Genomic DNA, 18,475 nt, shown 5'->3' on the forward strand with positions numbered 1-18,475 from the left:
ACGAAGAAATCGGGGGCTTTTGCATTTTTATAGTTTTTGAAAGACTGTCTTTATTCTTCTTTTTCCTCTTTCAATTCGTCTTGTTTTTTGCCACGGCCAAGGCGCACTTTTGGTTTTTCCTGTGTGCCGGTAATGGTCATTGGTATGCCGAAAATACCCAGCGGTGGTAAGCCCAACCTAAATTTAAGGTTAAGCGCACCGCTAAAACTTACCTGGCCTTCTATCCTTGGCCTAAACCCTGCCATACGCATTTTAGTGCGCTCTATGGTGATGATATTATTGGCGATAGTTGTTTTTATATCTACTTTAGATAGGTGGTTTTTACCTCCGAGGCTATCCCTGCCGGTTGCTTTACCAACTGCGCTGAATAGGTTAAAGTTCTTTACTTTTACTTTTTTAACCGAGAGCATACCGCCACCTTTTAATGAAGAATAAATGGGCATCATATCGCCGCTTAGTTTGCCGCTTAGTTTGTAATTTAACGATATAATCCCTTGCACATGCGCCGCCGAAGATGCCATATCATGAAATAGTTTCACCTCGCGATATGCGCGTTGTATGTCAAAATCTTTGGCATCTATACTGTAATCAAAAAATGCTTTTTGCGGGTTGATGCTGCCGTAGGTTGCATCCATAACTACCGGTGTGCCTAAGATATTAAACCCGGCCTGTTTCAATATGATCTGCCCGTTGCTGATATTCATCTGCCCTTTGGCATCATTAATATTCAGCCCGTTATATTTTACTTTTTTAACATTGGCGTTAAAACTTAGGTCGAGGTTGTTGGGCACCAATATTACGCCCGATGCTTTGGTGGGTTTGGCTGTTGCAGGTGTGCCGGCAAATGCCATAAAATCATCCGCTATAATCAGGTCGCTGTTTAAGTTAAACTCACCTTTTAGCGGGGTATTAGGTTTAAGCGCGTAGTCGAAAACGTTGGATAGCGCCCCGTTTAGCAAAATTATCGATCTGCCATAATCAGCTCTAAACTGCTCGAATTTCATCTTGTCCTGATTAAAGCTAAAGTTGCCTGTGCGGATAAAGAAGGGCTTTGGGAACAGATCACTTCGCAGGCTTATGTCTTTAACCTTTAACGTGCCCGAGTTTGCTAACTGCGCGTATCGCCCTGCTGTAGCATCGCTTTGCTTACCTTTCAGATTAAAGTTGGTACGCACCAGGCCTTTTACATCGTACCCTTTTAGCGCAAATACCTTGTAAATTTTGCCAATATCTAAAGTACCGCGCGAGCTGATATTATAGTCCAGGTCGTCAAAGTTTTTGAGATCGGCTTTCAGGGTAAAAGGCTTGTCCTCAAAATTAAAGGAGATAGGTTTAATATCTACCTTAAGCCCTTTAAGTGTACCTGTATTGTTTACAATTTTTACCAGTACGTTTATGTTTTGTACCGGGTGGGGGTAGTATTTGGTTTGGATATCACCATTTTGCAGGCTGATGGTTGCTTTGGTATGCGGGAAGATCCTGCTTTTCGGAATGTACCGGCCCTTAGTTTCAAGGTCGGCAAACAGGTCGCCTTTCAGGTTAAGGTTATTAATCGGGTAAAACTTCTTAATGTCTGCCAAGTGGAACTTTGCTTTTATTACGGCATCAATTAAAGATCCTGCTGCGTTGCTCATTTTTAGGCGGCCTTTGATGTAGTTATTTAGGGCCTCGGCGTTTATATTGCTCATATCCATGGTGGCGTGGGCAATGTTATTATCGGGGCAATTGGCGTTCAAGTCAAAACGAATATTCCTCAAGGCTTCGGGCAGGCGGGTGTATTTCAAATAGCCATCCCTAAATGATGACCGTAACGTAAATTTAGGTATGCTGGTGATAACAGTATCCACCTTTTGCCTGATGCCCGTATGTTTTATGCCGGTACTGTATTTGCCTTCGGCAAGCAGGTTTAACTTGTACCTGCCCTTAACCTGGAAAGATTTTATACCGAATGCCTTATACCATTTCTCCAGGTCTATCTCGGTATTTATCTTAGCAAAAACCTGTGGCGATTTAAGGCCTTTAATTTTAATTACCGAGCCGAAATAATCCTTGCCAATATTAAAATATATTGAATCAATATTCAGGTTGAGGTTATTGGGGTTTAGTCCCGGCACTTTGGCATCCATATTCACATACAGGTTAGTAACCGGTGCAGGTGTATTTTTATTAGCTACATATCCGTTGCGCACCTTTAGGTTAAGGCTCAAATCGGGCATGATGTTTTTGGCGGAGATGTATTTGCCAATAAGGTTCAGTTCTATTTTACCTTTGCCTTTCAAGTTGGTGCCTTCCACGTATTTAGCATATTCAGACGGCAGGGCGGTAAAAATATCGTTCAGGTTATTTTGTTCGGACACGATCCTGAAATCCATATCATAACCATCCTTCAAAAACTCAAACTTACCTTTAAACTGTACCGGCAGGCGGTTGATAAGCAGGTCGTTTTTTTGAAATGAAAAGGCCAGTGATTTGGTGTTGATACTGGTTACCAGGTTGGCATTTACTTTTTTATTGAGCACATAAGGCTTGTTGCCGTAGAAAAAATCAACAGATGATGCATCGGTATGGCTATAAAGATCAAACACGTCTTTGCTTAGGTCGCCGCTGCCTTTGTAGTTAAACCCGCGGGCATTAACCAGCAAGGGCATAGAGCGGTCGTTATAAACCAAACGGCTATTCTCTATCAGGATCTGTTCGATGCCTAATGATGCGCTTGCAGTATCGGCAGGTGTAGCCGTTTTATCGGTTTTACCTTTATAAACGTTGTAATTTGCCCTTCCCGCGCTATCTACCCGGATATTAATATAGGCCTGGTTAAGGTATATTTTATTGATGTTGATCTTGCTTTTTAGTAACGATGAAAGATCGATAGCCAGCGAAATTTCTTTGGCAGATACCAGTGTGTCGTTATCAAAAGGCGCGCGGCCCCTTAACAAAAAATCATCCAGCGTAAGCGTAAGTGCCGGGAATTTCTTAAAAAAGGAAAGGCGCGTATCTGTAAATGCCAATTTACCGTTGATACTGCCGCCTGCCCATTGCTTTATTTTTTGCGTAACCATTTGCGGGAATAAATAAGGGAGCAAAAACATTAGCGCTAATAAAGAAACGGTGGTAATTACGCTTATTTTAATGGTTTTGAGAAGAATCTTTTTGACAGGAAACGACATAAATAACGGATAGGTGGCGGAAGGTAGCCATAAAATAAACATCACCCTAAAAATGAAAATAGAATAAGCCAAAAGAACTTCTTTATTTAAATAATGTGCTTTGTAGGAAATTTATTTTAACGGGGTGGGTATATCCAGTAAAGATCGCTTTGAAAATCAAACAGTTGATTTTAGAAGAAACTTCTGATATTTTTAGAAGATAGCCGCCTCACGTTCCTATACGATAATAGGGAGCACATAAAAGCTTCTCATTATAAATGAACAATATTTAAACTTAAAATATAGCCATTGTAGGCGCCGGACCGGGCGGTTTAACCCTGGCAAGGCTTTTACTGATGAACGGTCAGCCGAAAGTTGGGCCACAGAAAGTGGGATCGATTTCAATAATAAAACAGAAGTGCTTAGATGGTTCAAAAACAAATACGCCGATTGGAGTGACGCTTGGGATGAACTATTCGAGAACACCAGCGGTAATTTTATCCCACGCCCGCAATTTTGCATGCCGCTCAATTAAATATGGGAAACTAAACCAAATCTCGTTATGCTTGGCGCCGCCATTCACCTGATGCCACCGTACGCCGGTGAAGGCGTAAATATGGCTATGCCGGATGCGCCGGAATTAAGTCAGTACCTTTTAAACGGAAACCATCCCGACACCCTAAACGCCGTTAAAGCTTTTGAAACACAAATGCTTAAGCGGGCATCAGCCACAGCTGAGGAAACGCTGAAGAACACCGAATTACTGCATTCGGCAGGTGCGGTGAAGTTTATGGTGAATATGATGCAGGGTAAGGAATAAACACTTTGTCGCAATTCACTCCGCAATCTGTCGTGATTGAGTATTTTAATATTGGAAAGCACACCTTATCTTTACTCATAAACAATAAATTATTATAAGAGTAAACAGGGTACAATACACCACCAGCACAACATTTTCGCTGGTTAACTTGGCTAATATCGCCGCCATTATGGAAGAGGTAAAGCAGTTAAACCATCTGGGTATTAAATGTGGGTGCTGGTTGCTGGCCGATGGTAAAACCTTTATGCATTTTGACCATGAAGCGGCGCATGATGTTTTACTTCCGCAGGCATCGTTCAAGAAATTTGATGAACAGTTTTGGGTAAGCGGACTGGAATCTGAACCAGTAATGGTTAATCCTACGTTAGTAGCATTTGCCTAAGAATATTTCGGGTAGGAATTAAGGTTCAACCTTTTTTATCATCGCCATAATATTTCCGCTTTTTTGCTTGCGGATGAGGTGCGATGTTATGGCAACGCTGATAATATCGCCGTCTTTTTTAATATGCCGCCATACGCCGTTGTCATTCATGCCTGGCTGTAATTCGCGTGCGGCGGAGTGTACCGCGGCAACATCTTTAGGCGGGCAAATGTCAAGCATATTCATGTGGAGAAATTCTTCGCGGCTATAGCCATAAAATACAATAGCTGCTTCGTTCACGGCAGTAAAAGCAAACGTACGCAGGTCGAGGATCCACATAGGGTTGGGGTTGTCGTCAAAATAACTGCGGTAACGCAATTCACTTTCGGAAATGCGGCGGGTATGCAGTTTTATGAGTTGATAAAGCAGCAAGCCGGTAAGCAGTACGTAAGTTACGCCTTTAATGCTGCTAATAAACAGCACAAATTCCAGATCGAAATGATTTTGCATGGCAAACAAAAGCTTGTCGCTCAACATAATCCACAGCACCCCTACAATCACATATATAGCTGCTATTTTAAAAGCCCCTAACTTCATCTATCTTAATATTTAAAATTGCAGGTAATAAATACCGACAGCACGTAGTTTAAAATTAAAACAAACTCGCCTGGTCATTCTCCGGCCCCTGCTGATAAGCGCGGATAAGCGTAATAATTTCTGTACCGTATTGATTGGCCTTTTGTGGGCCAACGCCTTTTATGCCGCTTAAGTTTTTTAGGGTTGCTGGTAATTTTTCGGCAATGGCAGCCATCGTTTTTTCGGTGAATACCATGCTCTGCATTATTTTTTGTGAGGTTGCCAACTTTTCGCGCCAGGTTAATAGCTCGTTGTAAAGTTCCTCGTTAGGCAGGGCGTTCAATGCTTTCAGATAACTACGGTTATGCGTGGTAGCCTTATTTTTAACCTGTTCCAAATAGGTTTGTTTAGTAAACTGATTCGCTGCAAAATATTGCAGTAGCTGTATCCGGTTCGTCAGCCATATAATTAGCTGGTCGGCTTTGGCTGCTTTTTCTTTGGACTTATCTATCAGGAAAGGAAGGTTAAGATGCAGCGTTTCGGTTGCCTCGGTTAGTTTCTCCAGGAAATAACCCGATGCCTGCTGACTGCGTTCGGCTTTTAGCTGCCTGTTGAATTTTTCTGCAACGCCGATGATGTCTTGCTCAAAATTGGGCAGCAGGCTGGTAAACTCTTTAAGCTTGGTTTGTAATGGGCCAAAGTTGAATAACTCGCTTAGCAGGTATTGTTGGTATAGGTACCTATCCTGTTCAAGTCGTTTCTCATCTGGCGCTATTTGTGCCGATTGTTGGTTAAAACGCGTAACCGCCGGGTCGCCAATAATGTTGCGTGCCGCGATTGGGTTACGTAAAACCATACCTGCCAAACTTCGGCAACGGCTCAAAGCCACATAAGCCTGTCCATGCGCAAAGGATTCGGACACATCAATAATTGCCTTATCAAAACTCAACCCCTGGCTTTTATGAATGGTGATAGACCAGGCCAGCTTCAAGGGGATCTGCGCGAAACTACCCGAGTTGGTTTCGTTGATCTCGTCGCCCTCCATCTGGTAATTGATGTTGGTCCACTCCATGGCTTCTACGGCAATTTCTATGTCATTAATGCCGCATTGTACATAAACCATGCTATCATCCAATGCGGTAACGGTGCCTATTTTGCCATTATAATAGAGCTTTTCGGCTGAGCTATCGTTCTTCACAAACATCACCTGCGAACCAATTTTTAGTTTCAGGGTGATGTCGGTAGGGTAGGCATCCCTCGGGAAATCGCCACTAACCGTAGCTGAATATTCAACCTCGCGGGCGTCAAGTGCCTCCAGGTATTCGTTATTTATTTTTTGCGCGATACTGTTATGGGTGGTGAGGGTAATGTAAGGCTCTTCGGTAGTCGGCTTAAAGCCGGGCACGTGCCTGTCGTTTAAAGTTTGCAAACTTGCCGGGCTGATGGTATTGTTGCGCACCTCATTTAAAATATCTACAAAAGCTTGCTCTTTTTGGCGGAAAACGTGGTTAAGTTCTATACGTACGTAAGGTGCTTTTTGCATCACCCTGCTGCTAAAAAAATAAGGGGTGTTATAATAAGGCCTTAATATGCCCCATTCGTCATCTTTTATGATTGGGCTAAGCTGCGAAAGATCACCTATGAGTAACAACTGTACACCACCGAACGGGTATTGCGAGCCTTTGATGTTGCGCAGTATCAGGTCAATTTGGTCGAGCACATCGGGGCGCACCATACTTACCTCATCTATAACCAAAAGTTCCAGGTTGGCAAGCAGGTCTTTTTTCTCGGTGTTGAAATGCACTTCGGGCCTTTCAGTGCCTGATGGGATTATCGGCCCAAAGCCAAGCTGAAAAAAGGAGTGGATAGTCATGCCGCCTGCATTAATGGCAGCAACGCCCGTTGGGGCAACTACGGCAAGCTTTTTTTGGGATGTTTGCCGCAGGTTTTGCAAAAAGGTGGTTTTACCTGTGCCGGCTTTGCCCGTTAAAAAAACCACCGTATTGGTGCTTTCTAAATAATCATAAGCCAACTGCATCACCGTGTTCATCTCTGCCATTACGGGTGCAAAAATATAATTCTATTTTGCTAAAATTGTAAGCATATGAATTATTTTACTAAAAATCTTCGGGTATTTCAAAGGTAATAGTTTGTTTGGTTTGGGGATGTACAAACTGCAGGTAGGCAGCATGCAGGTACATCCTGTCGTCGCTTGTTCCATACAGGTCATCGCCAACAATAGGCGCGTTAAGCCCCTGCAAATGTGCCGAATGCATCCTCAATTGATGCGTACGACCCGTTTGTGGCCAGAAATGGACTTTGGTGGTATCTTTATTACGCTGGATTACCTCCCATTTGGTAACTGCTTTTTTGCCTTCCTCAAAACAAACCAATTGCCTTGGCCTATTCAGCAGATCGGCGCGAAGGGGTAGGTTGATCTCGCCTTCAGAGTCCCTGATTACTTTAGAAAGCAAGGCGGTGTAGCGCTTAGTTACCGTCCGTTTTAAAAATTGTGCCTGGATGAATTTGTGTGCTTCTTTGATTTTTGCAACTACGATCAAGCCCGAAGTACCCATGTCCAATCGGTGAACAATCAGTGGCTCAATACCACCAAATTTCACCTTTAATCGACTATAAACCGAATCATGAACGTTTACGCCGGGGACAGACCGCAGCTCGGCAGGTTTGTTGACCACCACAAAAAAATCATCCTCGTAAATAATATCTATCTCATAGCTCTCGCGAAAGTTTTCTAAAAGTGGGTTATCATCAACAGGCATCCCCTCCAGCATGTGCGCCAAAATAGGTTTGCACTTGCCGGTGCAGGCCGGGTAAAATTGCTTGTGCTTCCTTATCTCTGATTTGGGTGCAGTGCCCCACCAAAACTCTGCCATGGCAATCGGTTTGTGCCCATGCTTAAAAGCATACTGTAAAAGTTTGGGTGTTGCACATTCCCCGGCTGCGGCTGGTGGTTTGCCAAATACCGTGGCACTAAAGATCTCCTGCAGGCTTTTCTCCTGCATGCCTTTATTCAGGAAAACGTATTGTTCAAAAAGCTGCTGTTGTAAAGCGGACGATCTTTCCCTGCGATCTTTTTTCAATTCTTCCACCTCATCCTCAAACTGCGCTATGCGCGATGTTAGTTCTGCCAGGTGCTGTTCCCATTTATTGGATAGTACATTAAACTCATGTTTATCGCGCAGGCTTTGTTTGATCAGGTCGGTTTCAAAAACTTCATGATTTTGTTCGCTTAAAACATTTTTTTGTGCTTCGCGAAGTGCTTTTCGGGCGTTTTTGTTGCTTTTAAGGAGCTTTTTAAATTCGGAAATTTCTGTTTGGGATAGAGTAGTGTCTTGCCCCAGTTCTTGTTTTAAGCTGTTGTAGTTTTCATCCCTCTCAATAGCCTTCACCTGTTGGTTGATACTGTTGATAATATCCTGTCCTTTCAAAAAGAAACTATCCTCTATCAGCATATCAAAAACCGGGGGCACAAATTTCGAGTGATTGTTAGAGCCGGCCATCTTACCCGAGAAGGCGGATAAATAACCTAATTTCCCCCCTGCATCCTGCACCACCAAAACGCCAAACATTTTTCCAATAACAGGGCCATCCTGCTCATCATCTAACCCGAAATTATGGTCAAGGTCGGTTTGTGTTTCTAAGTACTGCTGCAGATCGGCTACAGCTACTATCGTCAGTGGATGTGGCTCGTAATAAAACGGAAAGGTGAACTTTTCGGGTAAGGCAATAACTTTGATTTCGCCTTCGTTAAAATAAGAAATATAAGACTGACCTTTGTTATCCATTTACGGGCACAAAAATAGCAGATATAATCTGAAGATGGGATTTAGCCAACCATTCCGTCATCTCTTTGTTAAAAATATACGTTGGTAAACATAAACACATCTTAAATTCATACCTTTTCAGAATTAATATATTAAAGCCAATTTTAATATATAATCTTCTAAAAAAAAATGGAAAACGAATCAAACGACATCAGTAAATGCCCGTTTTTAAACGGTGAAATGAAGCATAACATTGGCGGCGGCGGTACCCGTAACACCGATTGGTGGCCAAACCAGTTAAAGCTCAGCATCCTGCGTCAAAACTCATCCTTATCTGACCCAATGGGCGGCGATTTTAATTACACTGAAGCTTTTAATAGCCTTGATCTTGAAGCTGTAAAAACAGACCTGTATGCCCTTATGACCGATTCGCAGGATTGGTGGCCGGCAGATTTTGGGCATTACGGCGGTCTGTTCATCAGGATGGCATGGCACAGTTCCGGTACTTATCGTATTACAGATGGCCGTGGTGGTGGCGGCGCGGGCCTGCAACGTTTTGCGCCGCTTAACAGCTGGCCCGATAACGTAAGTCTTGATAAAGCCCGTAGATTGCTTTGGCCTATCAAACAAAAATATGGCCGCAAAATCTCCTGGGCCGACCTTATCATCCTTGCCGGTAACATTGCCTTAGAATCTATGGGCTTTAAAACTTTTGGCTTTGCCGGCGGCCGTCCAGATGTTTGGGAAGCCGATGAATCTGTTTACTGGGGTGCCGAAACTACCTGGCTGGGTAACGATAAGCGTTATGCAGACGGGGTGCCGGGTGTAGATGGGCATGGCGTGTTGGTATCTGACGAAGATGCCAATGGCGACGAACACACACGCCCGCTCGAAAATCCGCTTGCGGCTGCACACATGGGCTTAATTTATGTTAACCCGGAAGGCCCGGATGGTAACCCTGATCCAATTGCTTCAGCCAGGGATATCCGCGATACTTTTGGCCGCATGGCTATGAACGATGAAGAAACCGTTGCCCTTATTGCCGGCGGGCACAGCTTTGGTAAAACTCACGGCGCTGCCTCTTCTGATAACGTAGGTAACGAGCCAGAAGCATCTGATATAGAGTTGCAGGGCTTTGGCTGGACTAATAAATATGGTTCAGGTAAGGGTGCAGATACCATTACCAGCGGACTGGAAGTGATTTGGACGACAACACCAACCCAATGGAGTAATAACTATTTCGAGAACCTTTTTGGTTTTGAGTGGGAGCTTACCAAAAGCCCTGCCGGTGCGCACCAATGGGTAGCGAAAGATGCAGAAGATATTATCCCGGATGCGTACGATAGCTCGAAAAAGCACAAGCCAACCATGTTGACAACCGATATCGCTTTACGTGCTGACCCAGCTTATGAAAAAATATCGAGACGCTTTTTGGAAGACCACGAAGCATTTGGCGATGCTTTTGCACGTGCCTGGTTCAAACTTACCCACCGTGATATGGGCCCACGTGCCCGTTACCTTGGCCCCGATGTACCGGAGGAAGTATTGCTTTGGCAAGACCCTATCCCTGCTGTTGACAATGAGTTGATAAATGAGGAAGATATAGCTACGTTAAAAGCAAATATCCTTGATTCGGGTTTAAGCATTTCTCAGTTGGTTTCTACTGCATGGGCTTCTGCCTCAACCTTCCGCGGGTCGGATAAACGTGGTGGTGCCAATGGTGCACGCATCCGCCTTGCACCGCAAAGGTACTGGCAGGCTAATAACCCTGCTAAATTGCAGGAAGTATTAAGCGTGTTGGAGAATATTCAAAAAGAATTTAATAACGGCGGTAAAAATGTTTCCCTCGCGGATTTGATTGTTTTGGCCGGTTCGACAGGGGTTGAAAAAGCTGCTAAAGATGCAGGGCATGACGTTGCTGTTCCGTTTACACCCGGCCGTGCTGATGCCACGCAGGAGCAAACCGATGTGGCTGCGATGGGTTACCTGGAGCCTGCTGCCGATGGTTTCCGTAACTATCGCAAAGTAAAAGGATCTGTAGCTACCGAGGAATTGCTGATAGATAAAGCGCAACTGCTAACCCTAAACGCGCCCGAGTTGGCGTTGTTGGTTGGTGGTTTACGTGCTTTAGATACAAACTATGATGGATCTAAACATGGTGTGTTTACATCGCGCCCCGGCCAGCTTACTAACGACTTTTTTGTGAACCTGTTGGATATGGGCACCACCTGGAAAGCAACATCTGCCGATCGTGAACTTTACGAAGGGATTGATCGCGCAACAGGCGCCACAAAATGGACGGCCACCCGCGCCGACCTTGTCTTCGGTTCTAACTCCGAACTACGCGCAGTTGCCGAAGTTTATGGAAGCGCCGATGCACAAGACAAGTTTGTTAAAGACTTTATTGCCGCATGGGATAAAGTGATGAACCTGGATAGGTTTGATCTAAATTAACTAAGATCGAAAATTATAATTTTAAGAGGCATTGGAAACGATGCCTCTTTTTGTTTCCGGTAAATAATGTTAACAAAAAAACGGTTGGACAGAAGCCTTTAGTTATATATTGATTAGGTAAATTTGCCCGGTATTACGTTAGCGCATTATGACCCACAAATCAGGAGGCATTTGCCAAAAGATACATCAGGCTGTTTTGTCTTTCTGTTTTAATAGGTAGCGTTTTACGCTCAGCATCTATCTTGGCATATTTTGCCTTAAGCTTGTTAAGCATTTGAAAACTGAACGCATCTGCCAGTGGCATATGGTAAAGCCCAACTGTTTTAGAATGAAGTAACAAACTTTCCTCACCAACACGCACATTCTCGTGGTTTATATGAGTTAAACCGGTTACTTCATCAGTATCAAATATTACAAAGGTGTCTATTTTTATGCCGTTTTTATCTGTAAAAATCACCGAGGCATTTGCTTTGAATTTTGTCATCGCATACGTTATTCCAAAAGGCATGCCATTAAATCATCATGCTACGATGGAATGAAATTTTATAATCCGTTGTATTTTTTTTCAGACGGTTTTGTGCCTTATTTGTACTCCAGAGGCGTTTTTTTTAATATTTTCAATACTTCTTAAGAGGTGTGAGGACGGATTCGAACCGTCGTTTGAGGTTTTGCAGACCTCCGCCTAACCACTCGGCCACTCCACCTTATAAAGGCCATGTAATTAAATACATGGCCTTGTGTTTTTAATTAATTTACATCAAACCAAAGTTTGGTGGTAAGCACATCTGCACCTTGGCTGGCAACGGCTGCTTTGTAGTTTACACCATTTAATGATTGCTCTGTTCCGGGGTATATAAACCTAACCGGCAGCTTTCCGTTAAGCGTACCTGCAACTGCTGGTGCCAATTGCGGGTAATCTAACCTGCGCCATTCGGCAAAGGCTTCTAATCCCTGCCCAAACAGGGCCAGCCATTTTTGTTCGCCTATAGATTTTTTATAGTTTGCAGCATTGTACTGTACAGCAGGTAAAGCGGTGTAAGTGGATATAGCCGCATCGGCAATGCCATACTGTTTTAAAGATGCTGTAACCGCTTGCTTGTAAAGGTCAGCAGCATCTTCGCTAGTAAAGCCACGCGCCGCGGCTTCGGCACGGTCAAACAATATTTCGGCATAGCTAATGATTACCGCCGGGGCATTTGGCGCTAAAAAGTAGGTGCCCGGTTTTGATGTTTTGGTAAAGCCCAGGTTGCTGGCATCGCCCATTAATAAACCATTAGGGATCCCCACATAAGTGTTAGTAGTTGCATCCTTTGTTTTGCTGGCGTAAACCGGCAAGCGAGGGTCGTTTAAAGCGAAAAGCTTATCAACAACGCTTTTACTAATGCGGTAATCATCGCGGGTATCAAATAGATTGCTAATAGGGTTTTGATTTGGAGAAGACAGGTAAACCAATTGCGCTGTCTCCGTATTTGTGCTGATGTACCCGCTGCTTTCGGCCTGTATATCTGCCAGCACCTGTTTTGCTTTATCCGGTTCGCGGTCTGCAATTCTTAAGGCAATGCGCAGGCGCAGCGAATTAGCGAATTTTTTCCAAAGAGCGATGTTATTATTATAGATCACATCGCCAAGGATAGGTTTTCCTGATGCTGTTAACGATGCCTGCGCGGTTTTCAAATCGTCAAGTATGGCAAAATAAACATCTTTTTGTTTGTCATAAGCAGGGGTGAGGTGCTCGCTGATGTTTGCGGCTTGGGTATACGGGATATCTCCGTAATTATCTGTCAGCAATGCAAATACCCACGACCGTAGTACAAGCGCTACACCTTTATAATTAGGGTTAGCCTGCGCGTCTGCCAGTTTAATGATCTGGTTTAAGTTGATCACACTTCGTCCATAACCCACCGTCCATAACTCCTGGAACGAAGTGTTAGTGTAAATATACCTGTCGGGGTCAGTATACTGTATTTTTGCCCAATATTGCACAAACAGCAGGCTGGCATCCATGTTGTTGGCGGTGCCCCAGTAGGTGTCGGCAGTAGCTTTAATTGCACCTGTAAGCAAATAGTCAGGCTGGGCGGTTTGCGACGCGTTGGGGTTCTGATTAATTTCTACCAGGCTTTTCTTGCACGATACTGCCGTTAGCAAAAGCGTTCCAAATAATAGTAGGGTTGTATATTTAAGTTTCATGATCGTTAGAATTTAAGGTTAATGTTAAAACCAATGTTACGTACGGTTGGCAGAGTAAGGTCCTCAAGGCCCTGGCCGTTACCGGTATTAAAGGCAGTTTCCGGGTCGATGTTGGGCACGTTTTTGTGGATGATCCAAAGGTTACGGCCAACTAATGATACCGTGGCAGATTGTAACCCTATACCCTTAACCCATTGTGACGGGAAGGTGTATCCCATTTTTACTTCGCGAAGTTTTACGTAAGATGCGCTGTAAACAAATGCTTCGTCTACATTGGTAAAACCTTTGTAATACGACTGTGCAGGTAAAATAGTGGCGTTAGCTGTACCGTCGGCTTTTACGCCTTTAAAGATCATACCGTCATCGTAAACGGTTTCGCCTGCAGGCGCGCTTGCACCGGTATTTACCTGTATAGCTCCTGCCGATGCGATATTGCCGGGGTAGTAGTAACTTAAACCACCATTTGCTTCACCACGGCCCGGAAGGGTAGAAGCCAGCACACCTGTATATGTACCGGTACGGTTGGTATTAGAATAAATTGAACCACCAATACGTGCATCTACTAAAAAGCTTAGGTTTATACCTTTATAGCTAAAGCTGTTGGTAATGCCGCCCAGCCAATCTGGTGTAAATTTACCAAGGTCCTGTTTGGTGGGGTTAATAACAGGTGTGCCATTTGCACCAATAATAATATTGCCAGATACATCGCGCTGATAAGCGGTGCCAAACAAAGTACCATATGGTTTACCAACACCTGCCAGCACTTGCACAGTACGGTTTGTGCCTATGGTATAATTTTGCAGTCGGCCTTCGTCATCAAGCGAATTAACTTTACTGCGGTTACGGGCGTAATTCACATTTATATCCCATGAAAAATCTTTTGTTTTTACAGGTGTAAGGCCTAATTGTACCTCCAGCCCTTTGTTATTAATTCGGCCGCCATTAATAAGCTTTTGGCTGTAGCCGGTTGTAGGGCTAACCAGCACGCTCAAGATTTGATTAACGCTATTAGTATTATAAACACTTACATCAAGCTTAACACGGTCCTTTAAAAAGCCTAATTCTACACCTGCTTCACCAGAGGTGGTTATTTCCGGTTTCAGATCGGGGTTAAGATATATACCTGAAGCATTTTGTTGCGGGCTTGAGCCAAATGGTGCAATAAAATTATAAGTGTTTATCAACTGGTAGGCTGTTGCGGGTTTACCCACACGAGACCAGCCCCCCCTTAGTTTGGCATAGCTTAAAAAGTCGCTTTTAATATCAAGGGCCTCAGATAAAATTAAGCTACCGTTAACGGATGGATAAAAGTAGGACAAGTTATTCAACGGCAGTGTAGATGACCAATCGTTACGGGTGGTAAAGTTTAGGAACGCGTAATCCCTGAAACCAATTTGCGCCGATGCAAAATAACTGTACGTTTTTGTTTTGTAGTATTCGTTTGATGATACCAGCGGGTCGCGCGAGTTGCTTAGCGTATATAAGCCGGCTACCGCCAGTTTTGGCGCAAGCTGGTAGTTGCGTTCGTTTAAATTAGTAGCGATGTTACCACCGGCCAGTAGATCGATACTGAAGTCTTTATTCAGCTTTTTAGTGTATTGTAAACGGCCCTCGGTATTGGTTAGTGTAACGCCGTAAGCATCCTCTTCGTACGAACCGAATGGCGTACCGTTGGTACCATAAGCAACGCGGCTTTTGCGGCGGTCATTAGAATAATCGGTACCTATACGTAAGTTGGCCGATAACCCGCTAATAATTTTGTAATTTAATTCCACGCTACCGATCAGGCGGTTTTTATGTTGACCAACAGTATTTTCGTATGCAATAAAATAGGGGTTGCTGTAATAGCTGTTATTCCAGTTGAATGTGTTGCCGTTTGCATCGCGGTAATTTTTGAGTTGATTAACATCAACCTGGCGGCCAAACCAGGTAAACTGTAGCATGGTACTGGTGGCCCGCCTGCCATAGGCGCCGGGCAGGTTGTCGGCATCGTCTTTAATATAGTTAGCTATTGTAGTAACTGTTAATTTGGGCGTTGGCCTAAATGTACCATTAAAAGAAAATGTGTTACGGCCCTGTGAAGAATTTGGCACTACCCCTGTTTGATGCAGGTTGTTATACGAGATCCTGTAGTCGAATTTTTCGCCGCTACCTGCCAATGCAACGCCATTGTTGTAGGTAACACCTGTTTTAAAAAAATCGCGCACGTTATTAGGGTAGGCTACAAATGGTACAGGTTGCCCGTTAGAATTAAATTGAGATATCAGCCTGCCATCCAAAGGCGGCCCCCAACTTTCGTCCACACCATCATTTACGCCTCCGCCTTTACCATCAACGTAACTAAATTTTCCGTTCGAGCCCTGGCCATATTGGTTTTGATAATCCGGAAAAACCTTGAGGGTTGCAAATGAAGTGTTAGAATTAATGGTGATACCCAGGCCGGCTGTTCCTTTGCCGGTTTTTGTTTTTATGAGTACAACACCGGCTGCAGCACTTGAGCCATATAACGCGGCAGCATTAGGCCCCTTTAACACACTTACGCTTTCTACATCATCGGGGTTAATATCTGCCAGGGGGTTTGCGAAATCGCGTGAGCCATTGGTGCCAAGGCGTTGCGCATTGTCAACTATAATACCGTCAATAACAAATAATGGTTGGTTTTCACCGGCGATAGAAGTTTCCCCTCTGATGATAATGCGGGATGAGCCCATATCGCCCTGGCTGCCGGTTACCTGCACACCCGCGATTTTTCCGGCGAACGAGTTGATCAGGTTGGTTTCTTTAGCTTCCGAAAAATCTTTTGATTTTAAGCCCTGTACAGAATAACCCAGCGATTTTTTATCTTTAGAAATATTAAACGCGGTTACTACCACCTCATTAAGGGAGTTGGGAGCTTCCTGTAAAATTATCCGCAGGGGTGCGCCGTCGTTAGTAACCGTTACCTCTTGTGTGGTAAAGCCAATGTAAGATGCCTTTACTACATCGTTTACGTTTGCGCTAACTGTAAATTTGCCCTGAATATCCGTTTGGGTACCTGCGGCAGACCCTTTAACGCCAATGCTGACACCGGGTAACGGCTGCCCGTCTGACGCCGCGGTTACCACACCGCTTATTTTTACAGCCTGGGCATTTGCCTGTTGTATGGTTAGTAATAGCAATACAATTGCCAGTATCGGTTTGTAAATTTTAAACATGTTGTTTATTTTTTTTTTATAAAAAATGCCAATATAAAATATAGCAATCCTATGCAGGGTTGCGGCGAATGGCACCTAACCAGTGAGCTTATAAAGTGTAAAGAATGAATTGGTAATAATTTCTCCGGGTTTAGCAGGAATGCTTGCACCGGTAACGTTGCTGTAAGATTAAAAGCAACAACACATGGCAGGCATGCAGGTAATTAGGTTTAAATTGGTGTAGAAGGGTAAAGCGTTCAAGCGACTTCGTTTAGTAAGTGTAGGGATCGTTTTCATGTAATAATATTAGAGCAAAAATTTATTAAAATGATTAGTTAAGAGCGGCAATAGGTTTGTTTACAAGCGCGTCAATGGCTTTTACCATGGCTGAAAACTCCTGCGGGTCATACAAACAGGTAAGGTTAGCTATCCGGCCGTCGCGGTCTATTACAACGTTACGGGTTACGCCGCTTTTTTTGTTTGCAAACCTGCCAAAAATGGCCGCACCCGGGTCAAGCGCGAGGGGGTAAGTTATCTTCATGTCTTTCTGGAATCTGGCAACTTTCTCCAGCGGCTCATCGCGGTCAACGCCTATAAGTAAAACGCCTTTGTTTTTATAAGCCTGCCAAACCTCTTGTTCCAGGTGTGGCATTTCCTCGCGGTAAACACTGCACCAGTTGGCCGTGAATTGTAGGATGACTATTTTACCCGCAAGTTGATTTAGCGATGTTTTAGTACCATCGGCAAGCTGCAGTACAAAATCAGAAGGTGCTGCATAACCCGTTTTTACAATATAACCCCGATCTTGATTGGCGAGGGCGGTTGGTTTAACGGTTTGCGCACCGGCAACATCTGCCATAAGTAGTAAAGCGCAGGTAACGAATAAGTATTTATTTTTCATTTTGATTAACAATTGCCGGCTTAATTATCAACGAAATGAAGAGAGGTACCAAATGATCTAATGATTGCCTTTACGGGCATGCAATAACTTGCGAACATTATCTTTTCTGCATTGCTACAGATAGGAATTAGCACCTTTATACCTTTGGCGTACAGGTTGCTAAGACATCAACGGGCCTATCCCTCAGTCTTTCTTGATAATTATTAAGAACTATTTCGATGCAAATATATAATATATTCTATAAAGTCTACTGTTTTTATAGAATATATTTGTGCGTCAGCTTTGCTGAGTTTTTTTCGTTGATTATCAAGGTTATCAAGCTTTTTCAGGATCAAATAAAAGCAAAATGACAGACGGCAAAGGCAAATTTGTCCTAACGGTTACCGGTAACATCGTTACCTTAAGATTTAGTTTTATAGGTTACCAGCCTAAAGAAGTAAAAGTAGGATCGGACAATACCATCAACGTTAACTTATTGCCCGATGCCAGGCAACTTAAAGATGTTGTGGTTATAGGTTACGGCACATCAAGTAAAAAGGATGTAACCGGTGCTATTACCTCGGTTGCAGAAGAGTTTAATGCAGGTGTTTTAACTACCACTGCCGAATTGTTGCAGGGTTAAGTTGCAGGTTTAAATATAACCAAAAGCGGCGACCCCATTAAACAAGCTGCTACAATACTACGTGGCCCCTCCGGTGCAGGGTCGGAGTTAACGGATGTTAGTACCCGGGGGGCCATATAGGCGCTTTCAGGCATCAGACCACGGCTTTTTATACTTTGCAGTAAACAATAAAAAAATTAATGTTAAAGCTGTAATGCTTCGGGAAAGGTTTTATACCAAACAGAACTGCTTAAATAATGGAATGATTGCCTTGCAAATAAGTTGCATTAATTCAAACTTCTTGAATTTTATGCAATTTTAAAAACCTTGTAAATATCTCATTTACAGTTTTTTTACGTTAAGAAATACACTTAACTTAGTTTAAGTTACCTGATAGGGTTGAAGTAATAAACGTGACCCCGAACATCCGGGGTTACACGTTTATTAGTCATTTGTTTATCCTGGTCGCGG

At 43.6% G+C, this 18,475-nt stretch carries 11 protein-coding genes, 1 tRNA gene, 1 pseudogene and 1 riboswitch; of the genes and pseudogenes, 4 read left to right on the forward strand and 9 right to left on the reverse strand.

The features are described 5' to 3' along the window. Positions 1-50: 50 nt before the first annotated feature. A complete protein-coding gene (locus tag NAF17_RS12790) occupies positions 51-3,167 on the reverse strand; it encodes an AsmA family protein (protein ID WP_252758383.1) in 3,117 nt (1,038 codons plus the stop codon). 541 nt (positions 3,168-3,708) lie between these two features. On the opposite strand from NAF17_RS12790, the gene NAF17_RS12795 reads away from it, so the two are divergent. Continuing rightward, entirely contained in the window at positions 3,709-3,966 is a 258-nt protein-coding gene (locus tag NAF17_RS12795; RefSeq protein WP_252758384.1) for an FAD-dependent oxidoreductase, read from the forward strand. A 148-nt stretch (positions 3,967-4,114) separates the two neighbouring features. Next, on the forward strand, positions 4,115-4,348 hold the full coding sequence (locus NAF17_RS12800; RefSeq protein WP_252758385.1) for a hypothetical protein: 234 nt from the start codon (positions 4,115-4,117) through the stop codon (positions 4,346-4,348). An 18-nt stretch (positions 4,349-4,366) separates the two neighbouring features. On the opposite strand, the gene NAF17_RS12805 is transcribed toward NAF17_RS12800, so the two are convergent. The 3 genes from NAF17_RS12805 to NAF17_RS12815 are packed head-to-tail and all read right to left on the reverse strand — an operon-like array spanning position 4,367 to position 8,709. Next, the gene (locus tag NAF17_RS12805) at positions 4,367-4,924 is read right to left on the reverse strand and encodes a PAS domain S-box protein (RefSeq protein ID WP_252758386.1); all 558 of its coding nucleotides are present in this window, start codon (positions 4,922-4,924) and stop codon (positions 4,367-4,369) included. A 55-nt stretch (positions 4,925-4,979) separates the two neighbouring features. After that, the gene (locus NAF17_RS12810; RefSeq protein WP_252758387.1) at positions 4,980-6,962 is read right to left on the reverse strand and encodes an HRDC domain-containing protein; all 1,983 of its coding nucleotides are present in this window, start codon (positions 6,960-6,962) and stop codon (positions 4,980-4,982) included. A 58-nt stretch (positions 6,963-7,020) separates the two neighbouring features. Next, positions 7,021-8,709: an RluA family pseudouridine synthase gene (locus NAF17_RS12815; protein ID WP_252758388.1), complete on the reverse strand. Its 1,689-nt coding sequence runs from the start codon at positions 8,707-8,709 to the stop codon at positions 7,021-7,023. Between the two features lie 168 nt (positions 8,710-8,877). On the opposite strand from NAF17_RS12815, the gene katG reads away from it, so the two are divergent. After that, on the forward strand, positions 8,878-11,142 hold the full coding sequence (gene katG, locus NAF17_RS12820; RefSeq protein ID WP_256474503.1) for a catalase/peroxidase HPI: 2,265 nt from the start codon (positions 8,878-8,880) through the stop codon (positions 11,140-11,142). A gap of 160 nt (positions 11,143-11,302) precedes the next feature. On the opposite strand, the gene NAF17_RS12825 is transcribed toward katG, so the two are convergent. From NAF17_RS12825 to NAF17_RS12845, 5 genes are all read right to left on the reverse strand, one after another. Continuing rightward, entirely contained in the window at positions 11,303-11,626 is a 324-nt protein-coding gene (locus NAF17_RS12825; protein ID WP_252758389.1) for a hypothetical protein, read from the reverse strand. Positions 11,627-11,774: 148 nt separating this feature from the next. Continuing rightward, positions 11,775-11,846 (reverse strand) — tRNA-Cys (locus tag NAF17_RS12830). Positions 11,847-11,889: 43 nt separating this feature from the next. After that, on the reverse strand, positions 11,890-13,329 hold the full coding sequence (locus NAF17_RS12835) for a SusD/RagB family nutrient-binding outer membrane lipoprotein (RefSeq protein ID WP_252758390.1): 1,440 nt from the start codon (positions 13,327-13,329) through the stop codon (positions 11,890-11,892). 5 nt (positions 13,330-13,334) lie between these two features. Beyond that, on the reverse strand, positions 13,335-16,523 hold the full coding sequence (locus tag NAF17_RS12840; protein WP_252758391.1) for a SusC/RagA family TonB-linked outer membrane protein: 3,189 nt from the start codon (positions 16,521-16,523) through the stop codon (positions 13,335-13,337). 310 nt (positions 16,524-16,833) lie between these two features. Further along, positions 16,834-17,403, reverse strand: a complete 570-nt coding sequence (locus tag NAF17_RS12845) for a TlpA disulfide reductase family protein (RefSeq protein WP_252758392.1) — start codon at positions 17,401-17,403, stop codon at positions 16,834-16,836. 94 nt (positions 17,404-17,497) lie between these two features. Next, positions 17,498-17,606, reverse strand: a riboswitch (SAM riboswitch). A 134-nt stretch (positions 17,607-17,740) separates the two neighbouring features. Between NAF17_RS12845 and NAF17_RS12850 the strand changes: the two are divergent. Next, positions 17,741-18,025 (forward strand): annotated as a pseudogene (locus NAF17_RS12850) (carboxypeptidase-like regulatory domain-containing protein); the annotation flags it as partial. Positions 18,026-18,475: the final 450 nt, after the last annotated feature.

The sequence above is a fragment of the Mucilaginibacter aurantiaciroseus genome (genome assembly GCF_024055595.1).
Taxonomy (GTDB): Bacteria; Bacteroidota; Bacteroidia; order Sphingobacteriales; family Sphingobacteriaceae; genus Mucilaginibacter; species Mucilaginibacter aurantiaciroseus.

Bases quoted from the DNA above. Each gene is read 5' to 3' on its own strand.
- NAF17_RS12790 (WP_252758383.1), bottom strand. From the start codon at position 3,167: ATGTCGTTTCCTGTCAAAAAGATTCTTCTCAAAACCATTAAAATAAGC.
- NAF17_RS12795 (WP_252758384.1), top strand. From the start codon at position 3,709: ATGCTTGGCGCCGCCATTCACCTGATGCCACCGTACGCCGGTGAAGGC.
- NAF17_RS12805 (WP_252758386.1), bottom strand. From the start codon at position 4,924: ATGAAGTTAGGGGCTTTTAAAATAGCAGCTATATATGTGATTGTAGGG.
- NAF17_RS12810 (WP_252758387.1), bottom strand. From the start codon at position 6,962: ATGGCAGAGATGAACACGGTGATGCAGTTGGCTTATGATTATTTAGAA.
- NAF17_RS12815 (WP_252758388.1), bottom strand. From the start codon at position 8,709: ATGGATAACAAAGGTCAGTCTTATATTTCTTATTTTAACGAAGGCGAA.
- katG (WP_256474503.1), top strand. From the start codon at position 8,878: ATGGAAAACGAATCAAACGACATCAGTAAATGCCCGTTTTTAAACGGT.
- NAF17_RS12825 (WP_252758389.1), bottom strand. From the start codon at position 11,626: ATGACAAAATTCAAAGCAAATGCCTCGGTGATTTTTACAGATAAAAAC.
- NAF17_RS12835 (WP_252758390.1), bottom strand. From the start codon at position 13,329: ATGAAACTTAAATATACAACCCTACTATTATTTGGAACGCTTTTGCTA.
- NAF17_RS12840 (WP_252758391.1), bottom strand. From the start codon at position 16,523: ATGTTTAAAATTTACAAACCGATACTGGCAATTGTATTGCTATTACTA.
- NAF17_RS12845 (WP_252758392.1), bottom strand. From the start codon at position 17,403: ATGAAAAATAAATACTTATTCGTTACCTGCGCTTTACTACTTATGGCA.